The organism is Bacillus pumilus (genome assembly GCF_003431975.1).
GTDB lineage: Bacteria > Bacillota > Bacilli > Bacillales > Bacillaceae > Bacillus > Bacillus pumilus_N.
In genome coordinates this window covers 3,880,926-3,900,746 of record NZ_CP027116.1, presented here as the reverse complement: position 1 = coordinate 3,900,746, position 19,821 = coordinate 3,880,926, and the positions used below count along the sequence as shown (strand labels likewise).

The following is a 19,821-nucleotide window of genomic DNA, read 5'->3' as shown; positions in this document are numbered from 1 at the left end:
CTCTCCTTTATTCTTAGTGCTTTTGTTTGACCCGATGCAGAGCGTTGTCTAAGATGACACCAATTTCTGCTAGGGGTTTAGGCTGGCACATGTCTTTGTGCCGGCAATGAATGTCATGCTGTTCAATTGTTCCATTGATGTAAGGTGCCCATGCTTCTGGATCAATTGGTGTAAACCAATCTGGGATAATGGTAGATCTAAAGAATAATATGTCCCCATGATAAGCTTTTGGCTGATATTCTCCGAGCAATCGAACTGAATTGACATAGGTTTCTTTTAGATTTCTAATAGCATCTTCACTTAAGCTTGCTAGTGCACTGCCGTCTTTCTTCAAAATGTCGACGGCACTTTTCATCGTGAGTGGTTCACCTGTTAAGGTATCTGGATCATAACCGCCGAGTGCAAGAAGCGCGATTAGTGCTTCTTCTTCATCAGGTGCTTCTTTAATCGGTAAGAAATGGTTTGGATAGGCATCCAGCATCGCAACGAGAGCGATTTCTTCACCTTGCTGCTGGAGTTGAGTAGCCATTGCTTGTACAACGTTTCCGCCGAGTGACCAGCCAAGAAGATGATAAGGGCCTTTTGGTTGAATCGTTCGGATATGCTTGATATAATCCGCAGCCATATCATCTAGTGTGTGCGGGTAGTCATCTTTTCTTGCGATTCCTCGTGCTTGTAATCCATAAATAGGGATGTCTTTCTCTAATGTATTCAAGAGACCTGCATAGCACCAGCTAAGACCACCTGCTGGGTGAACACAGAAGAGAGGATATCTGTCTCCATTTGTTCGTAGCGGCAGCAGGATTTCTAGTGCGTTTTCATCGCTTCCTGTTTCTAGTTTCTCTGCCAAGCTTGCAACGTTCGGTGCTTCAAACAACGTTCCGATGCTTAGTTTGACACCAAGTGCATCACGAATGCGGCTGATTAAACGAACCGCAAGTAATGAGTGCCCGCCAATATCAAAAAAGCGATCGTCAATGCTGATTTTTGGCAAATCAAGCACCTCTTCAAAGAGGTGGCATAGAACTTCCTCTTTCGGGTTTCTTGGGCCGCGGCCATCCGTTTGCTGTATATGCAATTGAGGTGCCGGTAGTGATTTTTGATCAAGCTTCCCGTTTGCTGTAAGTGGCATCGTATCAATCTGTACATAAGCCGCAGGCACCATGTAATCAGGAAGACTGGCTGACGCAAAATGGCGAAGGGTCTCTATATCGAAACGGTCTTCTTCAGTTGTGACGATGTATGCGACTAAGCGTTTGTCACCAGGTTGATCCTCTCGCAAAATGACGGCAACTTGTGCAACTTCATCATGGCGTGCCAGAACAGCTTCGATTTCTCCAAGTTCAATCCTAAACCCGCGTATTTTAATTTGATGATCAGCTCTGCCAATGTAATCTAGTGCCCCTTCTTCTGTCCAGCGAGCGAGGTCGCCTGTACGATACATTCTTGTGCCAGGTGCTCCATAAGGATCGGCGGGGAATCGATCTGAGGTCAGGTCAGGCCTGCCTAGATAACCTCTTGCTAAACCAGCTCCAGCTACATACATTTCACCTGTCGTCCCAGGTGGAACAGGTTGTAGGTATTCATCTAGTACGTACACGTGTAAATCAGGAATCGGTTCGCCTATTAAGCTGCTAGATTTCTTTGCAATCATGTCTCGATTGAGTACATTGTACGTAACGTGAACGGTGGTTTCTGTAATGCCGTACATGTTAATTAGCTTTGGCTTGCAGTCTGAGTGACGGCTGTACCAATCTTCTAATCTGCTAAGCTCTAATGCTTCACCGCCAAAGATGACATAGCGGAGTGATAATGCTTGACCAAGTGTTTGTTGTTCCTTGTCTATCTGCATGAGCTGATAGAAGGCAGAAGGTGTTTGATTAAGCACAGTCACACCTTCTTCGACTAGAAGTTGCAGCATCTCTTCTGGAGAGCGAGAGATGGTATGAGGAACAATGACAAGTCGACCGCCATACAAAAGTGGCCCCCAAATTTCCCATACTGAAAAATCAAAGGCATACGAATGAAACATTGTCCAAACATCTTCTTCATCAAAATGGAACCAATGTTCAGTAGATGTCAGAAGACGGATGACATTTTGGTGTGGAATAACCACTCCTTTTGGTTTCCCTGTAGAACCGGACGTATAAATAATATAGGCCGGATGCAGAGAAGATAGCGGCTCAATTCTGTTTACATCAGCTGGATTGTGATTTGGCGTAGTCAGCAATTGATCAATCGTTTCTTTTTCGTCTAACAAAATCAAATCGCAATCAGCAGGGAGATGTAATGCAGCTGCTTTTGTTGTGATGCTGCAAACTGGTTTGGCATCTTGTATCATGTATGCCAGTCTGTCTGCTGGATAGTCAGGATCAAGCGGAACATAGGCTGCGCCTGCTTTATGAACGGCTAATAAACTTACGAGCATATCGATTGACCTAGGCAGAGCAAGTGCAACGAACTGTTCTGGTCCAACGCCTCTTTCTATTAATAAATGAGCAAGACGATTGGCTTTGTTGTTTAACTCTTGATAGGTAAGCTGTCTCTTGCCATCCGTTACAGCTACTCGATCAGGGAATTGCTGCGCCGTTTTTTCAAATAAGGCTGGGAGACTAGGTGATTGGTCTGACTGAGTGAATGTTTTTTTGTCAGGTATAAATGTTTGTCGTTCTTGATCTGATAAAATGTTCACTTGACCAATTGGCAGATGAGGGCGCTCAGCTACCTCTGTTAAAAAGCGCTTCATTCTGTCAGCGATTGCTCGAACGCTACTTTGTTTAAATACATCTGTGCTGAATTCAAACAATCCTGTTAATCCTGCTGCTGATCCAGTTTCAGTTCTTTGTTCTGTCAATTCGATGGTCAGATCAAATTTAGCTGACCCTACTGGTTTTACGTAGAGATCTGAATCAAGTTGTGTCAGCTTCATTTCCGCCTTCGGTGTATTTTGGAAGGCAAGCATGACTTGGAACAATGGATTGCGTGATCTGGAGCGGGTTGGATTTAGGATTTCCACTAGTCGTTCAAATGGCAGATCCTGATGCTCATAAGCTGCTAAGTCAACGTCGCGCACTCGATTCAATAGCTCACTAAAGGTTGGATTACCAGCTGTATTTGTACGTAATACTAGTGTGTTCACAAACAATCCGACAATGTCGTCAAGTGCATCGTCATTCCGTCCAGCAATTGGGCTGCCGATGGGGATATCTGTACCCGCCCCAAGGCGTGTCAGTAATGCTGCAAGTGATGCTTGAAGCACCATGAACAAGCTCACCTGATGCTGCTTTGCAAGTTCAAGGAGGAGCTGGTGTAAAGCGGGCTCAATCGTAAAGTCGATCGTAGCACCGTTAAAGCTTCCTTCCTGTGGACGCGGGTAGTCATAGGGAAGCTCCAGTTCTTCAGGCAGGTCATGTAAAGCACCTGTCCAATAGCTGAGTTGCTTAGCAAATAGACTATCCGTCTCTTTCTCACTGCCCAACAGTTTCTGCTGCCAAATAGCATAGTCAGCATATTGAATAGGCTCGGCTGGCAATGAGATTGATTTCCCTTGAATACGAGCTTCATAAGCAGTAGTTAAGTCTCGTGTCAATGGTGCAAGTGACCAGCCGTCACCAGCAATGTGATGTAACAATAGCAGCAGTACGGATCGGTTTGCATCGAGCATGAATAATTCAGCTCTCAGTGCAGGTTCTTCTTCAATCTTAAAGCTATAGCGAATGGCTTCGTTTAACTGATTCTCAATTTGTTGATCGCTTGAAGCTGTGACATGGAGTTCAGGCTGAACACGTTTCGGGTGTAAAATAACCTGTCTTGGCATGCCGTTCTTATTTGGAAAAATGGTTCTAAGGGTTTCATGTTTTTCACTGATATCTGCTAATGCACCAATTAGAGCTTTTTGATCTAGTGTACCTGTCAGTTGAATGACAAGTGGAATATTGTAAGTTGGACTTGGTCCTTCTAGGCAATGAAGGAACCAGAGCCGTTTCTGGGCAAAGGATAACGGAATCTCATCTGGCTTATTTTCTACCTGAAGCGGCGGCCGAATGTCCTTCGCTTTGTCCAAGTGCTGCGCAAGCTCAGCAACTCGAGGTGATTCAAAAATGGTACTCATGCTTAGGTCCGCACCAAATGTATCGCGTATACGTCTAAGCAGACGAGCGGCGAGTAAAGAATGTCCGCCTAAGTCAAAGAAACTATCATCTATGCCAGTTTGAGATAGGCCAAGTGTTTCTGCGAATAAACTACATAACATGTCTTCTTGAGGTGTTCTAGGTGTACGATCTGAACTAACTAAAGACATATTTGGTGCTGGTAATGCTTTGCGATCTATTTTTCCGTTTGGTGTAAGTGGAAGTTCTGGCAAAAGGGTAACAGCAGAAGGCACCATGTAATCTGGAAGTAACGCAGCCACAAACTGCCTAAGCTCTGAAGGATGAAGAGAAGAGCCGTCTGTCAGCACAACATACGCACAAAGCAGCTGTTGTCCAGGTTGATCCTCACGAACGATAACAGATGTATGCTTTATGGCTGGGTGTTGCATAATGACTGTTTCAACTTCACCTAGTTCAATACGGAAGCCGCGAATTTTAATTTGATGATCAGCACGGCTGATATAATCAATCGAACCATTCTCACGCCATCTGGCTAAATCACCAGTACGATACATTCTCATGCCTTTTGTACCGAATGGATTAGCGACAAATCGTTCAGCCGTTAAATCATATCGTCCAAGATATCCTCTAGATACTCCTTCACCTGCAATATAAAGTTCACCGATTGATCCTGCTGGGACTGGGTTTAGTCCTTCATCTAAAATGTAAATGCTCGTATTCCAAATGGGTTTACCAATCGCCGGCCCACTATTCTCTCGATGTGCTGTGACATTTTCCAACGTAGACCAGATCGTCGTCTCTGTAGGTCCGTACAAATTGGTAATGTCGCATTGAAGAGATTGCAATGTGTGCAAAAGGGAGGCAGGGAGTGCTTCTCCTCCAACAAGAACACGCATACCTGTTATCACGTCAGGGTATTCATCTGCTAGTGCATGCCACAAGGTTGGTGTAGCCTGCATGATTGTGACATGATGAGAACGAATCATATCTGAAAGCTTTGCTGGCTCTTGTATGGTTTCTTTTTTTGCTAATAAAAGAGCAGCCCCATGTAAAAGCGGTAGGAACATTTCCAGCCCAGAAATATCAAAGGCAATGGTCGTTACCGCTAAAAGCTGGTCTCCTTGATCTAATAAAAATGAATCTTGCATAGACAATATAAAGTTGATCACATTTCGTTTTGTTACAACAACACCCTTTGGTTTGCCCGTCGATCCTGACGTGTAGAGGATGTAAGCCGGGTGATGCGGGGAGCCTTCACTCCAAGTCGGATTAAGATGCGGACTGCCAGCTATCTCCTGATGAGTCGTTGAATCATCCAGTTGAATGATATGTGGATGGTCCAAACGGTCTGCTATCTCTTTGACTGTAAGCAAGCATGCCGGCTTGGCATCATCTAGCATATAGGCGACTCGATCGTTAGGGTAATCAGGGTCTAATGGCAGATAAGCGGCTCCCGTTTTCACAACGGCTAATAGACTTACGACCATATCGATGGACCGAGGCAAAGCCATTGCGACAAATTGTTCTGGTCCAATGCCATACTTTTTCAAATAATGAGCTAATTGATTTGCCCGCTGATTCAACTCTTCGTAGGTCAAAATGATTTCGTCAAACTGTAATGCTTTTGCGTGTGGCGTTTTGCTGACTTGTTTTTCAAATAGTTCCCGTAAAGATTCTTTTGGTAATTCTCGTTTTGTATCATTCCAGTGCTTGAGTATGGTCTCTTTTTCTTCAGACAAAAGAAGGTTGAATTGACTGATTGTCTGATCTTGCTCTAGTCCGGTTATTTCCTCCAACAATTGAAGAAAACGATGCTGATGAGCGTCAACGACTGTCTCTTTGTAAACGGAAGGGTTTGCATCAAAGTCGATTTGAAATCCGTTCCCATCTGCGCGGTCGTATATGTTGATCGATAAATCATCTACCGGTCCTGCTGAAAGATTATGCGCTTGACCCATGCTCTGGTCGAACATGAGATCATAATCAAATGGCATGATATTGATCTGTGGACCGAATAATCGTTGATTTCTTCCGATGAGCTTAAAGTCTCTTCGCATGTCTTCGTGACGATACCTTTGATGAGGCCGAATGGCTTTCAGTTCATCAGATACTTGACGAACAAGTGCTGAGAGCGTCATTTCTGGTTTGCATGTTACACGTAGTGGTACCAGGTTCATGACCATTCCGGGTGTTTGTAAGGCGCACGATCCAAGGCGCATCATAACAGGTAATCCTAAAACAATATCATGTGCACCAGTCATACGATGCATATATAGTGCGGATGCCGCAAGAATCATTTCATGCCACGTACCACCGAAAGCTTGAGCATTTTTTTTCATTTTGCATACCTTTTCGGCATCGTATCTAGCCGTTTTTCGAATAAAATGATCCGACGTTCTTGGGGCCAGCTCTGCAAGGCTGACAATTTCAGATTGATCAGCAAAACGATTTTTCCAAAATGCTCGATCATCTTCATATTGTTTGGACTGTTGATAAGTGATTTCTTCTTGGACTACATCATGTAAGGCACCAAATGTTTGAGGAGGCACAGGTGTCCCTTTCGATAGAGATGAATAAACCTCAGCAACACGGCGTGCAATGAGCGAAAAAGCGAATCCATCAATGGCAATGTGATGAATGCGCTGATACCAGATAAATCGGTCGTCAGCAATTTGAAAAAGTACTTCACGAAAAAATACATCTTTCTCTAAAAAGACTGGTGTTGAAAGATCTGTCTTCATCCATGCTTTAGCCGCATCAAGCGGCTGTTTTTCATTTTGTAAATTGATATATTGAAATGGAACCTCTTTCTTAGGTGTCAACCATTGCTTTGGACCGTCAGTATCCTCAACGAAGCGCATATACAATGAATCTGCTTCTAAGACAGTTTTTCTAATGGCTGCTTCAAAGTGTACGGGATCAATGGGACCTTTAATATCTATATACTCAGCTGTATTGAAAATAGGATTAGATGGATCAAGCTGCTGCGCATACCAAATGCCTGATTGGGCACCGGTTAGTGGGAATGAATCGACTGACTGGATCGACAAGGGTCTATACCTCCTTTACAAGTAATCGATATTTGGGATAGATGGTCGTTTTTCTGGGAAAAGAAGAGCTCGCCAAGACGTGAGCGTTGGATTTGCTGCGAGCTCAATGAAATTGACTGTCGCGCCTTGCTGTCTCCACTTTTCCGCTAGGCTCATCATTCTAATAGAATCAAGCCCAAGGTAGACGAGATTCTCGTCAAACGGTATTTCATTCGGTTCGATTTGGAGATACTCAGCTACTTGGTGAACAATTGCTTCAAAGGATAGCTCATCACTGTCTGCTTCCTGTCCTGTTAAACGACGAATGATTTGGTTTGTTGTGGTGGTGACCGCACAGCGTTCAGCTGCATAGGTCATCGCCATTTTGTGATGCTTAAGTGAAAAGTCAGCAACCGCATCGGCGACAAAAAAGGTTTCAATATCGAGCATGAATGCTTCTGCGGCTGTCAGCATACAGCCAATATGTGCATATACGCCAGTAATGATTAATTGATCACGCCCGCCTTCTTGAAGAATATCTAAAAAATTGGATTTTTTGAATGCGCTATAACGCCATTTTGTCAGCATTGTATCTGCTTCAGATGGAGCAAGCTGATCAATGATTTTTGTCAATGCTTCATCATCACCAAGTCCAGGTCCCCAAAAATCTGTTAATAAGGCACGATCCTTCGGGTCTTGGTCACCAGGTTGAGCTGTATAGACGACAGGAATGCCAAGTTCCTTGCATGTATCACGTAATTGTTCAATATGCTGCACTAACTCTGTAATCGGTGATGCATCTTGCTGAAATGCATTTAAAAAATATTGCTGCATGTCATGTATCAGCAAAACAGCACGTTTCGGATCTGGTATCCAGTTCACCTTATTTTCGGGTAAATCTTGTGTGCTCGGCATTGAATACGCAGGAATAGTAGGGATTGCCATGATTTTCACTCCTCTTGTTTATATGTTGGCAGTATTGATTGCAGCTAATTCTCTTAATGCTTTTTTACTGACTTTGCCTACACCTGTTTGTGGAAACTCATCGATCCATTCAATGCGATCAGGAATTTTATAGGCAGCGAGCCCGCGTTCTCTTAGAAATGACTTTAAGGCGTGTGGTGCTGGCTTGTTGTTTCCTTTCGCAATAACAAAGGCACATGAGCGTTCGCCTAGGAATGGATCTGGCATGGACACCATGGCGGCATCATGAATGTCAGGATGCGCAAGTAAATGATTTTCAACTTCTTCAGCGGCAACCTTTTCGCCACCACGATTGATTTGATCCTTGTCTCTGCCTTCTACTACAACATTTCCTTCTTTGGTTAATCGCACGATGTCACCTGTTCTGTAAAAGCCATCGGGTGTAAATGCTTTCTTGTTTTGTTCATCGGCTTTATAGTAGCCGCGAATCGTATAAGGTCCTCTTGTTAAAAGGTGTCCAGCCACTTCATTCGGGACGGGCTTGTCCTCATCATCTACCACTAGTACCTCATCATATTCAGACATCGGGCGTCCTTGTGTATGAATAATGACATGTTCAGGATCATCCAATCTGGTATAGTTGACCAGACCTTCTGCCATGCCAAAAACTTGCTGTAACTTACACCCAAGGGTAGGCATCACTCTTTTTGCTGCCTCAGCGCTTAACTTAGCACCACCGACTTGTAAGACCTCAAGACTAGATAAGTCATCTGATCGATGAGTAGCGGCTTCTAGCCAAATCAATGCAATAGGTGGAACGACAGCGGTAATAGTTGCCCGTTCTTTTTCGATGAGTGGAAAGACGACATCAGGGCTTGATCCAGGTGCAAGAACGACTCTTCCACCTGCGTATAACGTCCCAAGGACTCCAGGCGAGCTTAATGGATAGTTGTGCGCAACTGGAAGTGTAGCTAGATACACACTATCTTGTGTGAGCTCGCACACCTCATTGCTTTTCCAAAGACTATAAATATAGTCATCATGTGTGCGAGGAATAAGCTTAGAAAGGCCTGTGCTGCCTCCAGATAACTGAAGAAACGCAATATCGCTTGCCTCTACATGAATTTGAGGATCAAGTGCTGGGTCCTTGCGCAGATCATCCAAGTTAAGGAATTCCTCAGCCTTCCCTGCAACAATGACATGAGGTAATGAGGGGAGCTTTTCTTTCACTTGACGTGCGAGTGATCGATAATCAAAGCCATCATGGATATCTGGTATGACATATGCGTCTGCTTCGGCAAACTCAATAAAATAAGTGATTTCGCTGCTTCTATGAGATGGCAGTGAGAAGACGGGTAAAGCACCGATTCGAAATAAAGCGAAAATGATTTCAAAAAAAGCAGGAATGTTAGGAAGCTGCACGACAACTCGACTTCTCTTTTGAATTCCAAGCTGATGAAAACCGGCGGCTAAACTGCTGACGCGCTCATCAAGTTTTTGGTAGCTCATGTGCGTATCAGCGTATGTAATCGCTGTTTTATTCCCTAACGATAAGGCGCGTTCACGAAGCATACCGCCAAAGGTTTCCCCACGCCAACAGCCGTTTTCACGGTAGCGTTTTACAAATTCTTCAGGCCATGTAGGTGGTTGAACAAACATGTTTTTGTCATCTCCTATGTATTTTTATAGCTGATGCATGCCCATCGCACGAAGCATTGTGTTGAATTTTGCAGATGTTTCGGCTAGCTCTTCTTCTGCCTTAGATCCTTTGACCACTCCTGCACCAGCAAAGAGGCGAAGGGATTGACCCTCAGCTTCTGCACAACGAATGGTGACAATCCATTCACCATCACCATGTGCATCTGCCCAGCCGATCATTCCTGTGAAAAATCCTCGATCGAAGGGTTCAATCGCTTGGATTGCTTCACGTGCATCTGCTGTAGGTGTTCCGCATACTGCGGGTGTTGGATGAAGGCTCAACGCTAAATCAATTGAGGATATACTGGAATCTTCTAATTCACCTTTTATGACAGTAGATAAATGCCACATCGTTTCTGTTTGGATGACGGATGGTGATGCAGGCACATCTAACTTATGACAGTAAGGAGCAAGCGCTTTAGTGACAGCTTCGACAACCACTGCATGCTCGTGTAGATCTTTCGCTGAAGTAAGGAGTTCATCGCGGCGGCGCTGGTCTTCTATTGGATCTGAACTGCGCGGCCGAGAACCAGCGAGTGGATTGGACATCACAGATGAACCAGTTTTTGAAAGAAGCAGCTCAGGGCTTGCCCCAAGAAGTGTGCGCTTTTGGGAAGATGCCGGGTCAGCTACATTTGCAGCAAACGTATAGCCAGTTGTATTATGACGAGCCAGCCGTTCGAGTATTGCTTTCGTATGAATGTCTTGATTTGATTTGAGATGGAGAGATCGAGAGATTACGATTTTGCTAAGCTCTCCTTTTTCAATTTTAGCTAACCCTTCTTTCACACCATTCATGTAGACTTCATGAGAAGGGACAGGAGTCACCTCATAGGATGGTGATGTCACTTCCGTTTCCTCATCACCTTGATGAAATTCGAGTGGATCACTAAACTGTACATGGATTGGCACATTTAAACGAACGGGTTGCGCCGGATCAAACGGAACAGCACCAGCAACAATGGGTGCTTGAATACCAGCTTGTTCGGCAGTCTCAAGAACGTGCGCTACTTTTGTGGATAATTCATTGAGTTGATTGGTTTCAATATGCTGGAAAATCCCTTCTGCAAGTATTGTACGTTTAGGGGAAGCAAGGAAAAAAGCGCCTGGTTGATAGTTTTGAATCAACTGTACTTTTTCTTCTGATGACAATAATAAATGTTTCATGAAAAGGCCTCCTTTTTGATAAAATACTAGATTCCGAGTGTTGCGCCACCATCAATCGTGAGATTCTGCATCGTAATATGACTGGATTGCTCAGATGCAAAGAAAATGACTGCATCAGCAATGTTTTGAGGGTCAGCGATTTTTTGTAAAGGAATACCGGTTTTATACGTTTCTAATGAACCTTTAATCACCTGATCGGCTCCTTGCTCATCAGACCATAAGGCCCATTGCATAGGTGTTGCGGTAGAGCCGGGAGAGACGACGTTGCATCTGATTCCATAGGCAGCCAGCTCTAATCCAAGCGTTTTTGTAAAGGAAGTAGCTGCTGCTTTTGAAGCGGCATAGGCAGCCATATTCATTCTAGGAATGGCACCTGCGTTAGAGCTGATGGTCACAATGACCCCTTCTAATCTTTTCATCATGTATTTGGAGACGGCTTGAGATACGTAAAAGACACCATGTGTATTGACTGCAAAGGTTTGTTGCCAGTCATCTGTACTAAGCTGGTTAATCGAACTGATTCGAAGAATACCTGCTACATTGACCAGTAAATAAATGGGCCCAAGCTGCCTTTCAATTTGATCGACAATGTGCTGAACAGATGCTTGGTCGGTAATGTCACCTGGATAGGCGAAGGCACGTATGCCTTTATCATTCAATTGCTGCACGGTGCTTTGCAGTTGACCTTCATTTGTGTCAACTGCTGCAATGATCGCACCTTCATCGGATAATCTTTTTGCGACTGCTTGTCCAATACCTTGTCCTGCACCTGTAATAAGGGCAATCTTATGAGACAGACCACTCTGTTTCATGTGTTCACTACCTTTCTTTCATGTCTGGGGTTGTTAAAGGATCATGATGATAAAGTGCAAAACGAAAAGCGTAATTCATCAGCACTGGTAAAACAGACGTATGTCCTTCTTCAGGAAACTCGTGATACGTTGTATGCAAGCCATCCGAGGATAAAGGCAGCATACGATTTACTAGTGACTTTGCATGAGCATTCATTTGACAGGGATGATGTTTTTCTAACTCACCTACACCTACAAGCAGTCTTACATCCATAGGCACTTGACGTATACGATTGGTGAATTGGTGTTCTTTTTCTAGAAATAATTCTTTGTTCCAGTGGATAGAAGGACTGCCCGCAATATATGTCTGATAAGCATCGGGGTGCTCAAATAGTGTGTGTAATACAAAAAGACCGCCAAGAGAATGCCCAAACAGTGTTTGACGACTCTGATTGATAGGAAAGCGTTGCTCGATATAAGGCTTTATAGTCTTTTCTAAAAAAGAAAAGAAAGCAGAGGCCCCGCCATATGTATGGACGGAAAAATCCTTTCTTTTGCCCCCAATGGAAGCGTCAGGGCTGGTAAGAGTGAGATCATAATGCCTGAGCGAATGATAGGGCGCTTCTGTCTGATAGCCAATTCCCACAATGATGGCAGGTACGACACCTGTTTTTTCAGGCCTTCTTGACTGTAAACGAAGTGCTTCGACCATTGTGCCAAAAAGTGAATTCCCATCAAGCACGTACATGACTGGAAAACCAGCCGCTGGAGGAGTAGTATTCGGTTTAAATATAAAAAGTCTGTATGGGTGTGCTGTAATATCCAGTTGCTCCGTCCCAGGTATAAAAAAAGGACGGCTTTCTCCGAAAAGTGAAACCTCTGTACCCATTCCTTCAGGGCGTTTGGACATATGAAAAAATCCCCTCCTCAAATTGACCCTCATACGTTGATAAAATCTGGCTTGCGGATATTGGATGAGTGCAGAGATTGAAGAATGGTTCCTTCAAATGAAAATGATTCTCATTTATCACGCAAGCAAATCAAATGATAATAGTTATCAATTACGAAGTCAAATGTTCATGAAGTTGTGTAATAGGCAATTAAATTAGAATATTCAGAAATTAAAGGACTAACTAACTACCAAATGATTGAAAATAGGAATGCCAGACTGTGTCATTTAAAAAGCAGAGAAATGCTAAAAGACCTTGACCGTCCCGGAATATTTACCATTTTCTTCTGTTTGATTCAGGAATATATATAGGTTTTTCTTCTTGAAATAACTCGGAGGAAAAAATAAGTCTATAGACCTAATTGTATTTTTGAGGGAAAAAGAGGAGGATTTTATGAAAAACTGGTGATCTTATCTCACAACTTATTCAATAACATGGGTCAATTCATATACAATTTTCTAAGAAAGACAAGATTGAAGGGAATGTAAGCAGAATGAAAACTTCATTAGGAAAGCTGAGACTAAAACTGCTTGAAAATCAGCTCAAACTAAAAAATACGTTTACAATGGAAGAATATCATGAAATGAAGCAATCATTACACGAAATACGGATGACATTTGCGGCCTATGAAGAATGGGATTTGTACCAGCAGACCACCGGTATGATTACTATCCTTCTCTTTCAATACGCCCTCCATCAAAACCACCACTAACAAACATTCTCTTTTTTATTCATGAAAATGTTAAAAAGAAAAAAGTAAGGGATGTCCCCTTACTTTTTGATCAATTGGTGTACATGTCTACAAGCACCATTCAATTAGAATCCATCTGTGACATCATATTCGTAACGGATATCAGCTTTGACATTACTCATAGTAGATCTCGCTGTAGCTTTTGCGTTGTACTTAAAGCTCCATTTTTGAGCCACTTTTAATTGATCTTCCAGAGAAATACGATAAGAACCACTTGTTGCAGATGAAAAAAGTGATTGGTACCAAATTTTGTTTTCATCAGCCATCAGTTTGTGTGTGACATTCCCTTGGTTAGGTGTTTGAGTACTAGTCGTCGAAATCGATTTAACAATAGCACGTTTAGGAACTGCAGGATTATTAGTTAAATCCATTGTAATGACAGAAGAATCAACCCCTAAAAAATTTAAAGAAGAATTCCCCAAGTTGGTAGCAGACCCCAGAAAGTTGAATGTCCCATTTCCAGATTTAATACGATCTTGAATGGAAACAGTAAAATACATATTTCCCGTATATGTACCACGGGTCACTTTCACAAAATAAGTTTCTGAAGTTGAAGTAACATCACCAGTATTGGCAAAAATAAAAGGCGTTACTGAATGAGGATTAATAACTTCGGACCCTGTCCTAGAATATTTCGAATTATACACCTCGATATTCATCCCTGTATATTGCTTATTATACGAACTTCTTACATAAACTCTTTCACCCTTGTTAATCGTGAACTGATAATACGCTTCATTTTCACCTTCAGGCAAGATTGTCGTATCTGGACGACTATATTTCCAATATCCCATTGAGCTTGCTGTGTTAGGGCTGTTATTCCCCGTAATCGCTGCTTCTGCTGAATTAGGTGCAAACAGACTAGTAATAAGCACTAATACCAATGCAGGTAATAAAAAAAGTTTGAAGATAGTATTTGTCATATTTTAACCCTCCTTGTAATAATTACTATATCGGATCAAAACTAACAAATTTTAACTTAATTGCCGATATATTTAATAATCACTATTTTTTTAAAAAAGGAGAATCAAAATGAATATCAATACGTCATACACAGCCAGCACTTCTTATAATCAGAACCGAATAGACCCTAAAGGTCAATCAGCTATTAAAAGTACGAATGAGGTGATGACCGAATCTGATAGACGAATGAAAATATTAGATGAGAAATACGAAAAAATAAATGAACAAAATAAGCGTTTCAAAGATCCTCAAGGCCATATATATGATAAGTATCGAAATCCATACTCTTCTTATTTCAGAAGTGACCTAACTTCCGTGGAGAGAGAAGCTGCTTACATTATGGAAATGAGTTGGGCAAGGAATAATAAGGGTGGACAATACGATTTTAATGACGCCATCTTCCGCAATGAAAAACGATACGATCCTACCCAAGAAAGTGTAGAAAAGAAAATACTCAATCGTCAAAAAGTAAACGAACAACTACAAGCTTTATTTTCTGCCAATGGTTTAAACATTCCCAAAAATACTAATTTAACTTTTACGATTGATCCAAATCATTTCAAATTAGTGGTGAGTGGATCAGAAGACGAAACACTGGTCAAACAAATAGAAGATCTCTTAAATACCACCAACAATACAAGAGAACTGTTTTTCCATATTATGAAAAGTAGAAATGAAGATTCTGCTCAATTTACGCCGGATTCTCTTGCCAAGTTTCACCTTGTTAATCAAATCAAAACGGTGACAGGCTACAATTTAAACGATTTAAGCATTGTAAACGGTCAATTTGTAACGGCTAACGGTACCAATATTTTTGATATATACAAAGAAGAACTTCTTAAAAATCCGTACACCGCAGAAAATGCGCGCATTGCCGCTTCACATTATGGTGCACAATTATTTGATCTAGCCAAAAACGGGTTTGATTCAATTCCCGATTTGGTGTTATCTATTGGTTATCAAAACGGGTCTTTATATGATATTGGACAAAAAGTGAATTACGGAGTATCAAAGTGAAGATAAATACATCAAACACAACTGCTATTCTAAACAATCAGAACCTTACAGACTTCAATAGCCATCCAGCTATTAAAAGTACAAATGAGGTGATGACCGAATCTGATAGACGAATGAAAATATTAGATGAGAAATACGAAAAAATAAATGAACAAAATAAACGTTTCAAAAATCCTCATGGTCATATACACGATAAGTATCGAAATCCACGCTCTCCTTATTTCAGGAGTGATCTAACTAAAGTAGAGAGAGAAGCTGCTTATACGATGGAAATTGGCTGGGCTAATTCTGGAAAAGGTGGACAATACGATTTTAATGACGCCATCTTCCGTAATGAAAAAAGGTATGATCCTACGCAAGAAAGTGTAGAAAAGAAAATACTCAATCGTCAAAAGGTCAACGAACAATTACAAGATTTATTCTCTAAAAACGGTATAACCATTCCTAAAAACACAAATTTAACCTTTACCATTGACCCGAACAATTTTAAATTAGTGGTGGGTGGTTCAAAAGACGAATCGCTGATGAAACAAATAGAAGACTTATTAAATACAACCAACAATACAAGAGAATTATTTTTCCATATTATGAAAAGTAGAAATGATGATTCTACTCAATTTACACCTGATTCTCTTGCCAAGTTCCATCTTGTCAATCAAATCAAAACGGTGACAGGCTACAATTTAAAAGATTTAAGCATTGTAAACGGTCAATTTGTAACGGCTAACGGTACCAATATTTTTGATATATACAAAGAAGAACTCCTGAAAAACCCATACACAGCAGAAAATGCGCGCATTGCCGCTTCACATTATGGTGCACAGCTATTTGATCTAGCGAAAAACGGGTATGATTCTATTCCAGATTTGGTGTTATCTATTGGGTATCAAAACGGGTCTTTACAAGACATTGGACAAAAAGACAATTATGGAGTGAAGAAAACGATAGATTAACAAAATGTGATCGACAACAGATACTAATCCCATTAGCGACAATAAAGGACTCTATAACAATTTATGTTACAGAGTCTTTTCTATTGAAATGCGTTGGTTGGCTGTTCAACGAAACATCCTCATGGTAATTTTGACTATAGTCGATGTTTTTCACTTTTTTATTGATGAAAATGTTAAAATGATGAGTAGCGTATTTTTTTATGAAAGGACGGTGCTTGGCATGACGGAACTTCTCGATGACCGGCTGCCGCCGCAAAATATAGAAGCCGAGCAGGCCGTATTAGGTGCTGTTTTTTTAGAACCATCTGCGCTCACGCTCGCTTCTGAGGTATTAATTCCAGAGGATTTCTATAGAATGTCGCATCAAAAGATTTACAATGCGATGCTTGTCCTTGGCGATAGAGGAGAACCGGTCGATCTCGTCACGGTGACTTCTGAACTTGCCAATACAGATTTGCTAGAAGAGGTAGGCGGGATTTCGTATTTAACCGATATTGCGAACTCTGTCCCAACTGCTGCAAACATTGAATACTATGCAAAAATTGTAGAAGAGAAATCAATTTTAAGACGTCTGATCCGCACGGCGACAACCATTGCACAGGATGGGTACACGCGTGAGGATGAAGTAGAGGATCTGTTGAGTGATGCTGAAAAGACCATTATGGAAGTGGCGCAGCGTAAAAACTCAGGGGCTTTTCAAAATATTAAGGACGTTCTTGTTCAAACATATGATAATATTGAACAGCTTCATAACCGAAAGGGCGATATTACAGGGATTCCAACAGGTTTCTCAGAGCTTGACCGGATGACGGCTGGATTCCAGCGAAATGACTTAATCATTGTAGCGGCTCGTCCATCAGTAGGGAAAACGGCTTTCGCATTGAACATCGCACAAAATGTCGCGACCAAAACGGACGAAAGTGTCGCCATCTTTAGTTTAGAGATGGGTGCTGAGCAGCTCGTCATGCGTATGCTTTGTGCAGAGGGGAATATCAATGCACAGAACTTAAGAACTGGTAATCTCACAGAAGAGGACTGGGGCAAGCTGACAATGGCGATGGGTTCGCTATCCAATAGTGGGATTTTCATTGATGATACACCTGGAATTAGAGTAAGTGAAATTCGCTCGAAATGCCGCCGTTTGAAGCAAGAAAATGGTCTTGGCATGATCCTGATTGACTACTTACAGCTCATTCAAGGGAGCGGACGATCAAGCGATAACCGCCAGCAAGAGGTGTCTGAAATCTCTCGGGCATTAAAATCGCTGGCAAGGGAACTTGAAGTTCCGGTTATTGCATTGTCTCAGCTTTCACGTGGAGTAGAGCAGCGTCAGGACAAACGTCCAATGATGTCTGATATTCGTGAATCAGGAAGTATCGAGCAGGATGCCGATATCGTGGCATTCCTTTATCGTGATGATTACTACGACAAAGAATCAGAGAATAAGAATATTATTGAAATCATCATTGCCAAACAGCGTAACGGCCCAGTGGGTACAGTATCACTGGCGTTCGTCAAAGAATATAACAAATTCGTCAACCTGGAAAGAAGATTTGACGATGCGGGTGTTCCGCCCGGTGCTTAAAGCCCAGCTCAAGAAGCTGGGCTTTTTTTGATTGATCTACATCGAAAGAATGATTGAAAAACAGTCCAAATGAGGAGGATGGCAAGACAGAGAAACCGTATACTAAAAGGAGAAAAGGAGTGATGACTGATGAAATTTCAACAATTCGAAGCCGCTCAATTACGCATCGCACGCCCAACCGTTAACATGGAAAAGGTTGTTTCCTTTTATGAAGAAGGCTTAGGACTCAAAAGAATAGGCTCATTTGATCAGCATGAAGGATATGATGGTGTCATGCTGGGGCTCCCTCATCAGCATGTTCATTTAGAAATCACGAAGCATGAAGAAGAAGAAAGTCTGCCTGCCCCCCATCCAGAACAGCTTCTTGTGTTCTATATTCCGGATGCTGAGGAATTCAGGCAAATGAAAAAGAGGTTGCTTTCATTTGGCGGACGGCAAGTCACCTCTACAAATCCATATTGGGAACGGGGAGGAGCAACGATTGAAGATCCAGATGGGTATCGCATTGTACTCATGAACACAGACGGAATCACCCCCATTTAAAAAAAGACTCCCATGCCCGGGAGTCTTTTCTGTTATAAACGAGGCGTGACACGCAGCTTCAGCTCTTTCAGTCCATACATGCTGCTGCTTGTCATCGGAACGTACGAGAGGAGCTCTAGCGTCTCATAACGTTCTATTAAAATCTTTATAGCTGTACATGCTTCAAGGCGGGCTAGTGGTGCGCCAAGACAGAAATGGATGCCGTGCCCGAAACCAATATGAGGGTTAGGATGGCGGTGTATATCAAACTCATGTGCATTTGAAAATTGACGCTCATCCCGGTTGGCAGAAGCAAGAAACACAATCACATTGTCTCCCTTTTTCAACACTTTCCCTCCAAGCTCTGTGTCTTCTGTGACATATCGGACGATCGTAGGAGCTGGTGCACGAAAACGGACAGCCTCCTCCACCGCTCGTGGAATGAGTTCAGGTGATTGAGCGAGCGCTTCATACGCACCCGGCTGTTCTAACAAGCTAAAGATCATGTTGGAGATGAGATTGGTGGTTGTTTCGTTGCCGGCTAAAAGAAGAAGATTACAGAATGGAATTAATTCATCCGCTGACAGTTTATCTCCATTCTCCTCTGCTTGAATCAGGAGGGAAATCAAATCATCACCGAGGTTGTGACGCTTCTTTTCAATAATGTCTGCAAAAAACGCCATCATGTCTGCTTCTCCTTTGTCCCGGGTTTTCTGCCATTCTGCGACATCTTCCTTATTTTCGCTTTTAGGCATGCTGACGAGAAGATCTGACCATTCTTTAAAGGATTGTTTATGCTCTGACGGCACACCTAAAAGCTCTGCAATCACAATGACAGGGAGTGGATACGAGATGTTTTGAACAAGATCAATCTCTTGTTTCCCTTCAATTTCTTCCATGAGTTCTTCCATCAATTCTTGAATACGCGGCTCCCACGATTTCATGACGCGAGGTGTAAAGGCTTTGCTAACAATGGAACGGATGCGAGTATGATTAGGAGGGTCCATCATCACCATTGTTTTCATCATGGAAGTCTTCCGCCGGTCTTTAGGAGGCTGACTAGAAAAGGTATCTTTATCGATTGTCACACGTTTTGCTTCTTCATAGGTGAATACACTCCATGTTTGGCTGTCTTCATCAAAGTGAACAGGGGATGTCTGACGCATGTGGGCATACCAATCAAATGGGTGATACGGATCCTGCTTATTTTTCCCTCTTAATAACGCTTTTTGCACGGCATTTGGTGTTGTTGTTTCCACGGTCATCACTCCTTATAGGTTGTCAGATGATTCCTTTTTTTCATTGTGTTAGATTAAAGTTACTTCATCAGCCTGGAGGATTCAACCAACAGAAAGACGA

13 protein-coding genes are annotated in these 19,821 nt (G+C 42.3%); 5 read left to right on the top strand and 8 right to left on the bottom strand.

What is annotated here, in order from left to right:
- Nucleotides 1-13: 13 nt before the first annotated feature.
- Genes C5695_RS20125 through C5695_RS20100 form a run of 6 tightly spaced genes read right to left on the bottom strand, consistent with a single transcriptional unit; the run spans nt 14 to nt 12,631 of the window.
- Entirely contained in the window at nt 14-7,162 is a 7,149-nt protein-coding gene (locus C5695_RS20125; RefSeq protein ID WP_117732887.1) for an amino acid adenylation domain-containing protein, read from the bottom strand.
- Between the two features lie 15 nt (nt 7,163-7,177).
- The gene (locus tag C5695_RS20120) at nt 7,178-8,086 is read right to left on the bottom strand and encodes an isochorismatase family protein (RefSeq protein WP_117732885.1); all 909 of its coding nucleotides are present in this window, start codon (nt 8,084-8,086) and stop codon (nt 7,178-7,180) included.
- Between the two features lie 18 nt (nt 8,087-8,104).
- Nucleotides 8,105-9,724, bottom strand: a complete 1,620-nt coding sequence (locus C5695_RS20115) for a (2,3-dihydroxybenzoyl)adenylate synthase (RefSeq protein WP_117732883.1) — start codon at nt 9,722-9,724, stop codon at nt 8,105-8,107.
- Nucleotides 9,725-9,748: 24 nt separating this feature from the next.
- A complete protein-coding gene (gene dhbC / locus C5695_RS20110) occupies nt 9,749-10,930 on the bottom strand; it encodes an isochorismate synthase DhbC (protein WP_117732881.1) in 1,182 nt (393 codons plus the stop codon).
- Nucleotides 10,931-10,956: 26 nt separating this feature from the next.
- Nucleotides 10,957-11,742 (bottom strand): 2,3-dihydro-2,3-dihydroxybenzoate dehydrogenase, encoded by a 786-nt coding sequence (locus C5695_RS20105; protein WP_117732879.1) that lies wholly within the window; start codon nt 11,740-11,742, stop codon nt 10,957-10,959.
- Between the two features lie 7 nt (nt 11,743-11,749).
- Nucleotides 11,750-12,631, bottom strand: coding sequence for an alpha/beta hydrolase (locus C5695_RS20100; RefSeq protein ID WP_117732877.1), 882 nt, complete (start codon nt 12,629-12,631; stop codon nt 11,750-11,752).
- A 533-nt stretch (nt 12,632-13,164) separates the two neighbouring features.
- Between C5695_RS20100 and C5695_RS20095 the strand changes: the two genes are divergently transcribed.
- A complete protein-coding gene (locus C5695_RS20095; protein ID WP_117732875.1) occupies nt 13,165-13,383 on the top strand; it encodes a hypothetical protein in 219 nt (72 codons plus the stop codon).
- Between the two features lie 104 nt (nt 13,384-13,487).
- Here C5695_RS20095 and C5695_RS20090 read toward each other — a convergent pair whose 3' ends face one another.
- Nucleotides 13,488-14,345, bottom strand: a complete 858-nt coding sequence (locus tag C5695_RS20090) for a hypothetical protein (RefSeq protein WP_117732873.1) — start codon at nt 14,343-14,345, stop codon at nt 13,488-13,490.
- Nucleotides 14,346-14,454: 109 nt separating this feature from the next.
- On the opposite strand from C5695_RS20090, the gene C5695_RS20085 reads away from it, so the two are divergent.
- The 4 genes from C5695_RS20085 to C5695_RS20070 all read left to right on the top strand — a co-directional run bounded on the left by C5695_RS20085 (nt 14,455) and on the right by C5695_RS20070 (nt 18,483).
- Nucleotides 14,455-15,402, top strand: a complete 948-nt coding sequence (locus C5695_RS20085) for a DUF4885 family protein (protein ID WP_117732871.1) — start codon at nt 14,455-14,457, stop codon at nt 15,400-15,402.
- Nucleotides 15,399-16,355: a DUF4885 family protein gene (locus C5695_RS20080; RefSeq protein ID WP_117732869.1), complete on the top strand. Its 957-nt coding sequence runs from the start codon at nt 15,399-15,401 to the stop codon at nt 16,353-16,355. The genes C5695_RS20085 and C5695_RS20080 overlap by 4 nt, the downstream gene beginning before the upstream one ends.
- Nucleotides 16,356-16,575: 220 nt before the next feature.
- Nucleotides 16,576-17,940 (top strand): replicative DNA helicase, encoded by a 1,365-nt coding sequence (gene dnaB / locus C5695_RS20075; protein ID WP_003214779.1) that lies wholly within the window; start codon nt 16,576-16,578, stop codon nt 17,938-17,940.
- 129 nt (nt 17,941-18,069) lie between these two features.
- Nucleotides 18,070-18,483 (top strand): VOC family protein, encoded by a 414-nt coding sequence (locus tag C5695_RS20070; RefSeq protein ID WP_117732867.1) that lies wholly within the window; start codon nt 18,070-18,072, stop codon nt 18,481-18,483.
- A 32-nt stretch (nt 18,484-18,515) separates the two neighbouring features.
- Here C5695_RS20070 and C5695_RS20065 read toward each other — a convergent pair whose 3' ends face one another.
- Nucleotides 18,516-19,721 carry a cytochrome P450 gene (locus tag C5695_RS20065; protein WP_117732865.1) on the bottom strand — a complete coding sequence of 402 codons (1,206 nt, stop codon included), beginning with the start codon at nt 19,719-19,721 and terminating at the stop codon, nt 18,516-18,518.
- Between the last annotated feature and the right edge of the window lie 100 nt (nt 19,722-19,821).

Excerpts from the sequence above, each read along its gene's own strand:
- C5695_RS20120 (WP_117732885.1), bottom strand. The coding sequence starts at position 8,086 with ATGGCAATCCCTACTATTCCTGCGTATTCAATGCCGAGCACACAAGAT.
- C5695_RS20115 (WP_117732883.1), bottom strand. The coding sequence starts at position 9,724 with ATGTTTGTTCAACCACCTACATGGCCTGAAGAATTTGTAAAACGCTAC.
- dhbC (WP_117732881.1), bottom strand. The coding sequence starts at position 10,930 with ATGAAACATTTATTATTGTCATCAGAAGAAAAAGTACAGTTGATTCAA.
- C5695_RS20105 (WP_117732879.1), bottom strand. The coding sequence starts at position 11,742 with ATGAAACAGAGTGGTCTGTCTCATAAGATTGCCCTTATTACAGGTGCA.
- C5695_RS20100 (WP_117732877.1), bottom strand. The coding sequence starts at position 12,631 with ATGTCCAAACGCCCTGAAGGAATGGGTACAGAGGTTTCACTTTTCGGA.
- C5695_RS20095 (WP_117732875.1), top strand. The coding sequence starts at position 13,165 with ATGAAAACTTCATTAGGAAAGCTGAGACTAAAACTGCTTGAAAATCAG.
- C5695_RS20090 (WP_117732873.1), bottom strand. The coding sequence starts at position 14,345 with ATGACAAATACTATCTTCAAACTTTTTTTATTACCTGCATTGGTATTA.
- C5695_RS20085 (WP_117732871.1), top strand. The coding sequence starts at position 14,455 with ATGAATATCAATACGTCATACACAGCCAGCACTTCTTATAATCAGAAC.
- dnaB (WP_003214779.1), top strand. The coding sequence starts at position 16,576 with ATGACGGAACTTCTCGATGACCGGCTGCCGCCGCAAAATATAGAAGCC.
- C5695_RS20070 (WP_117732867.1), top strand. The coding sequence starts at position 18,070 with ATGAAATTTCAACAATTCGAAGCCGCTCAATTACGCATCGCACGCCCA.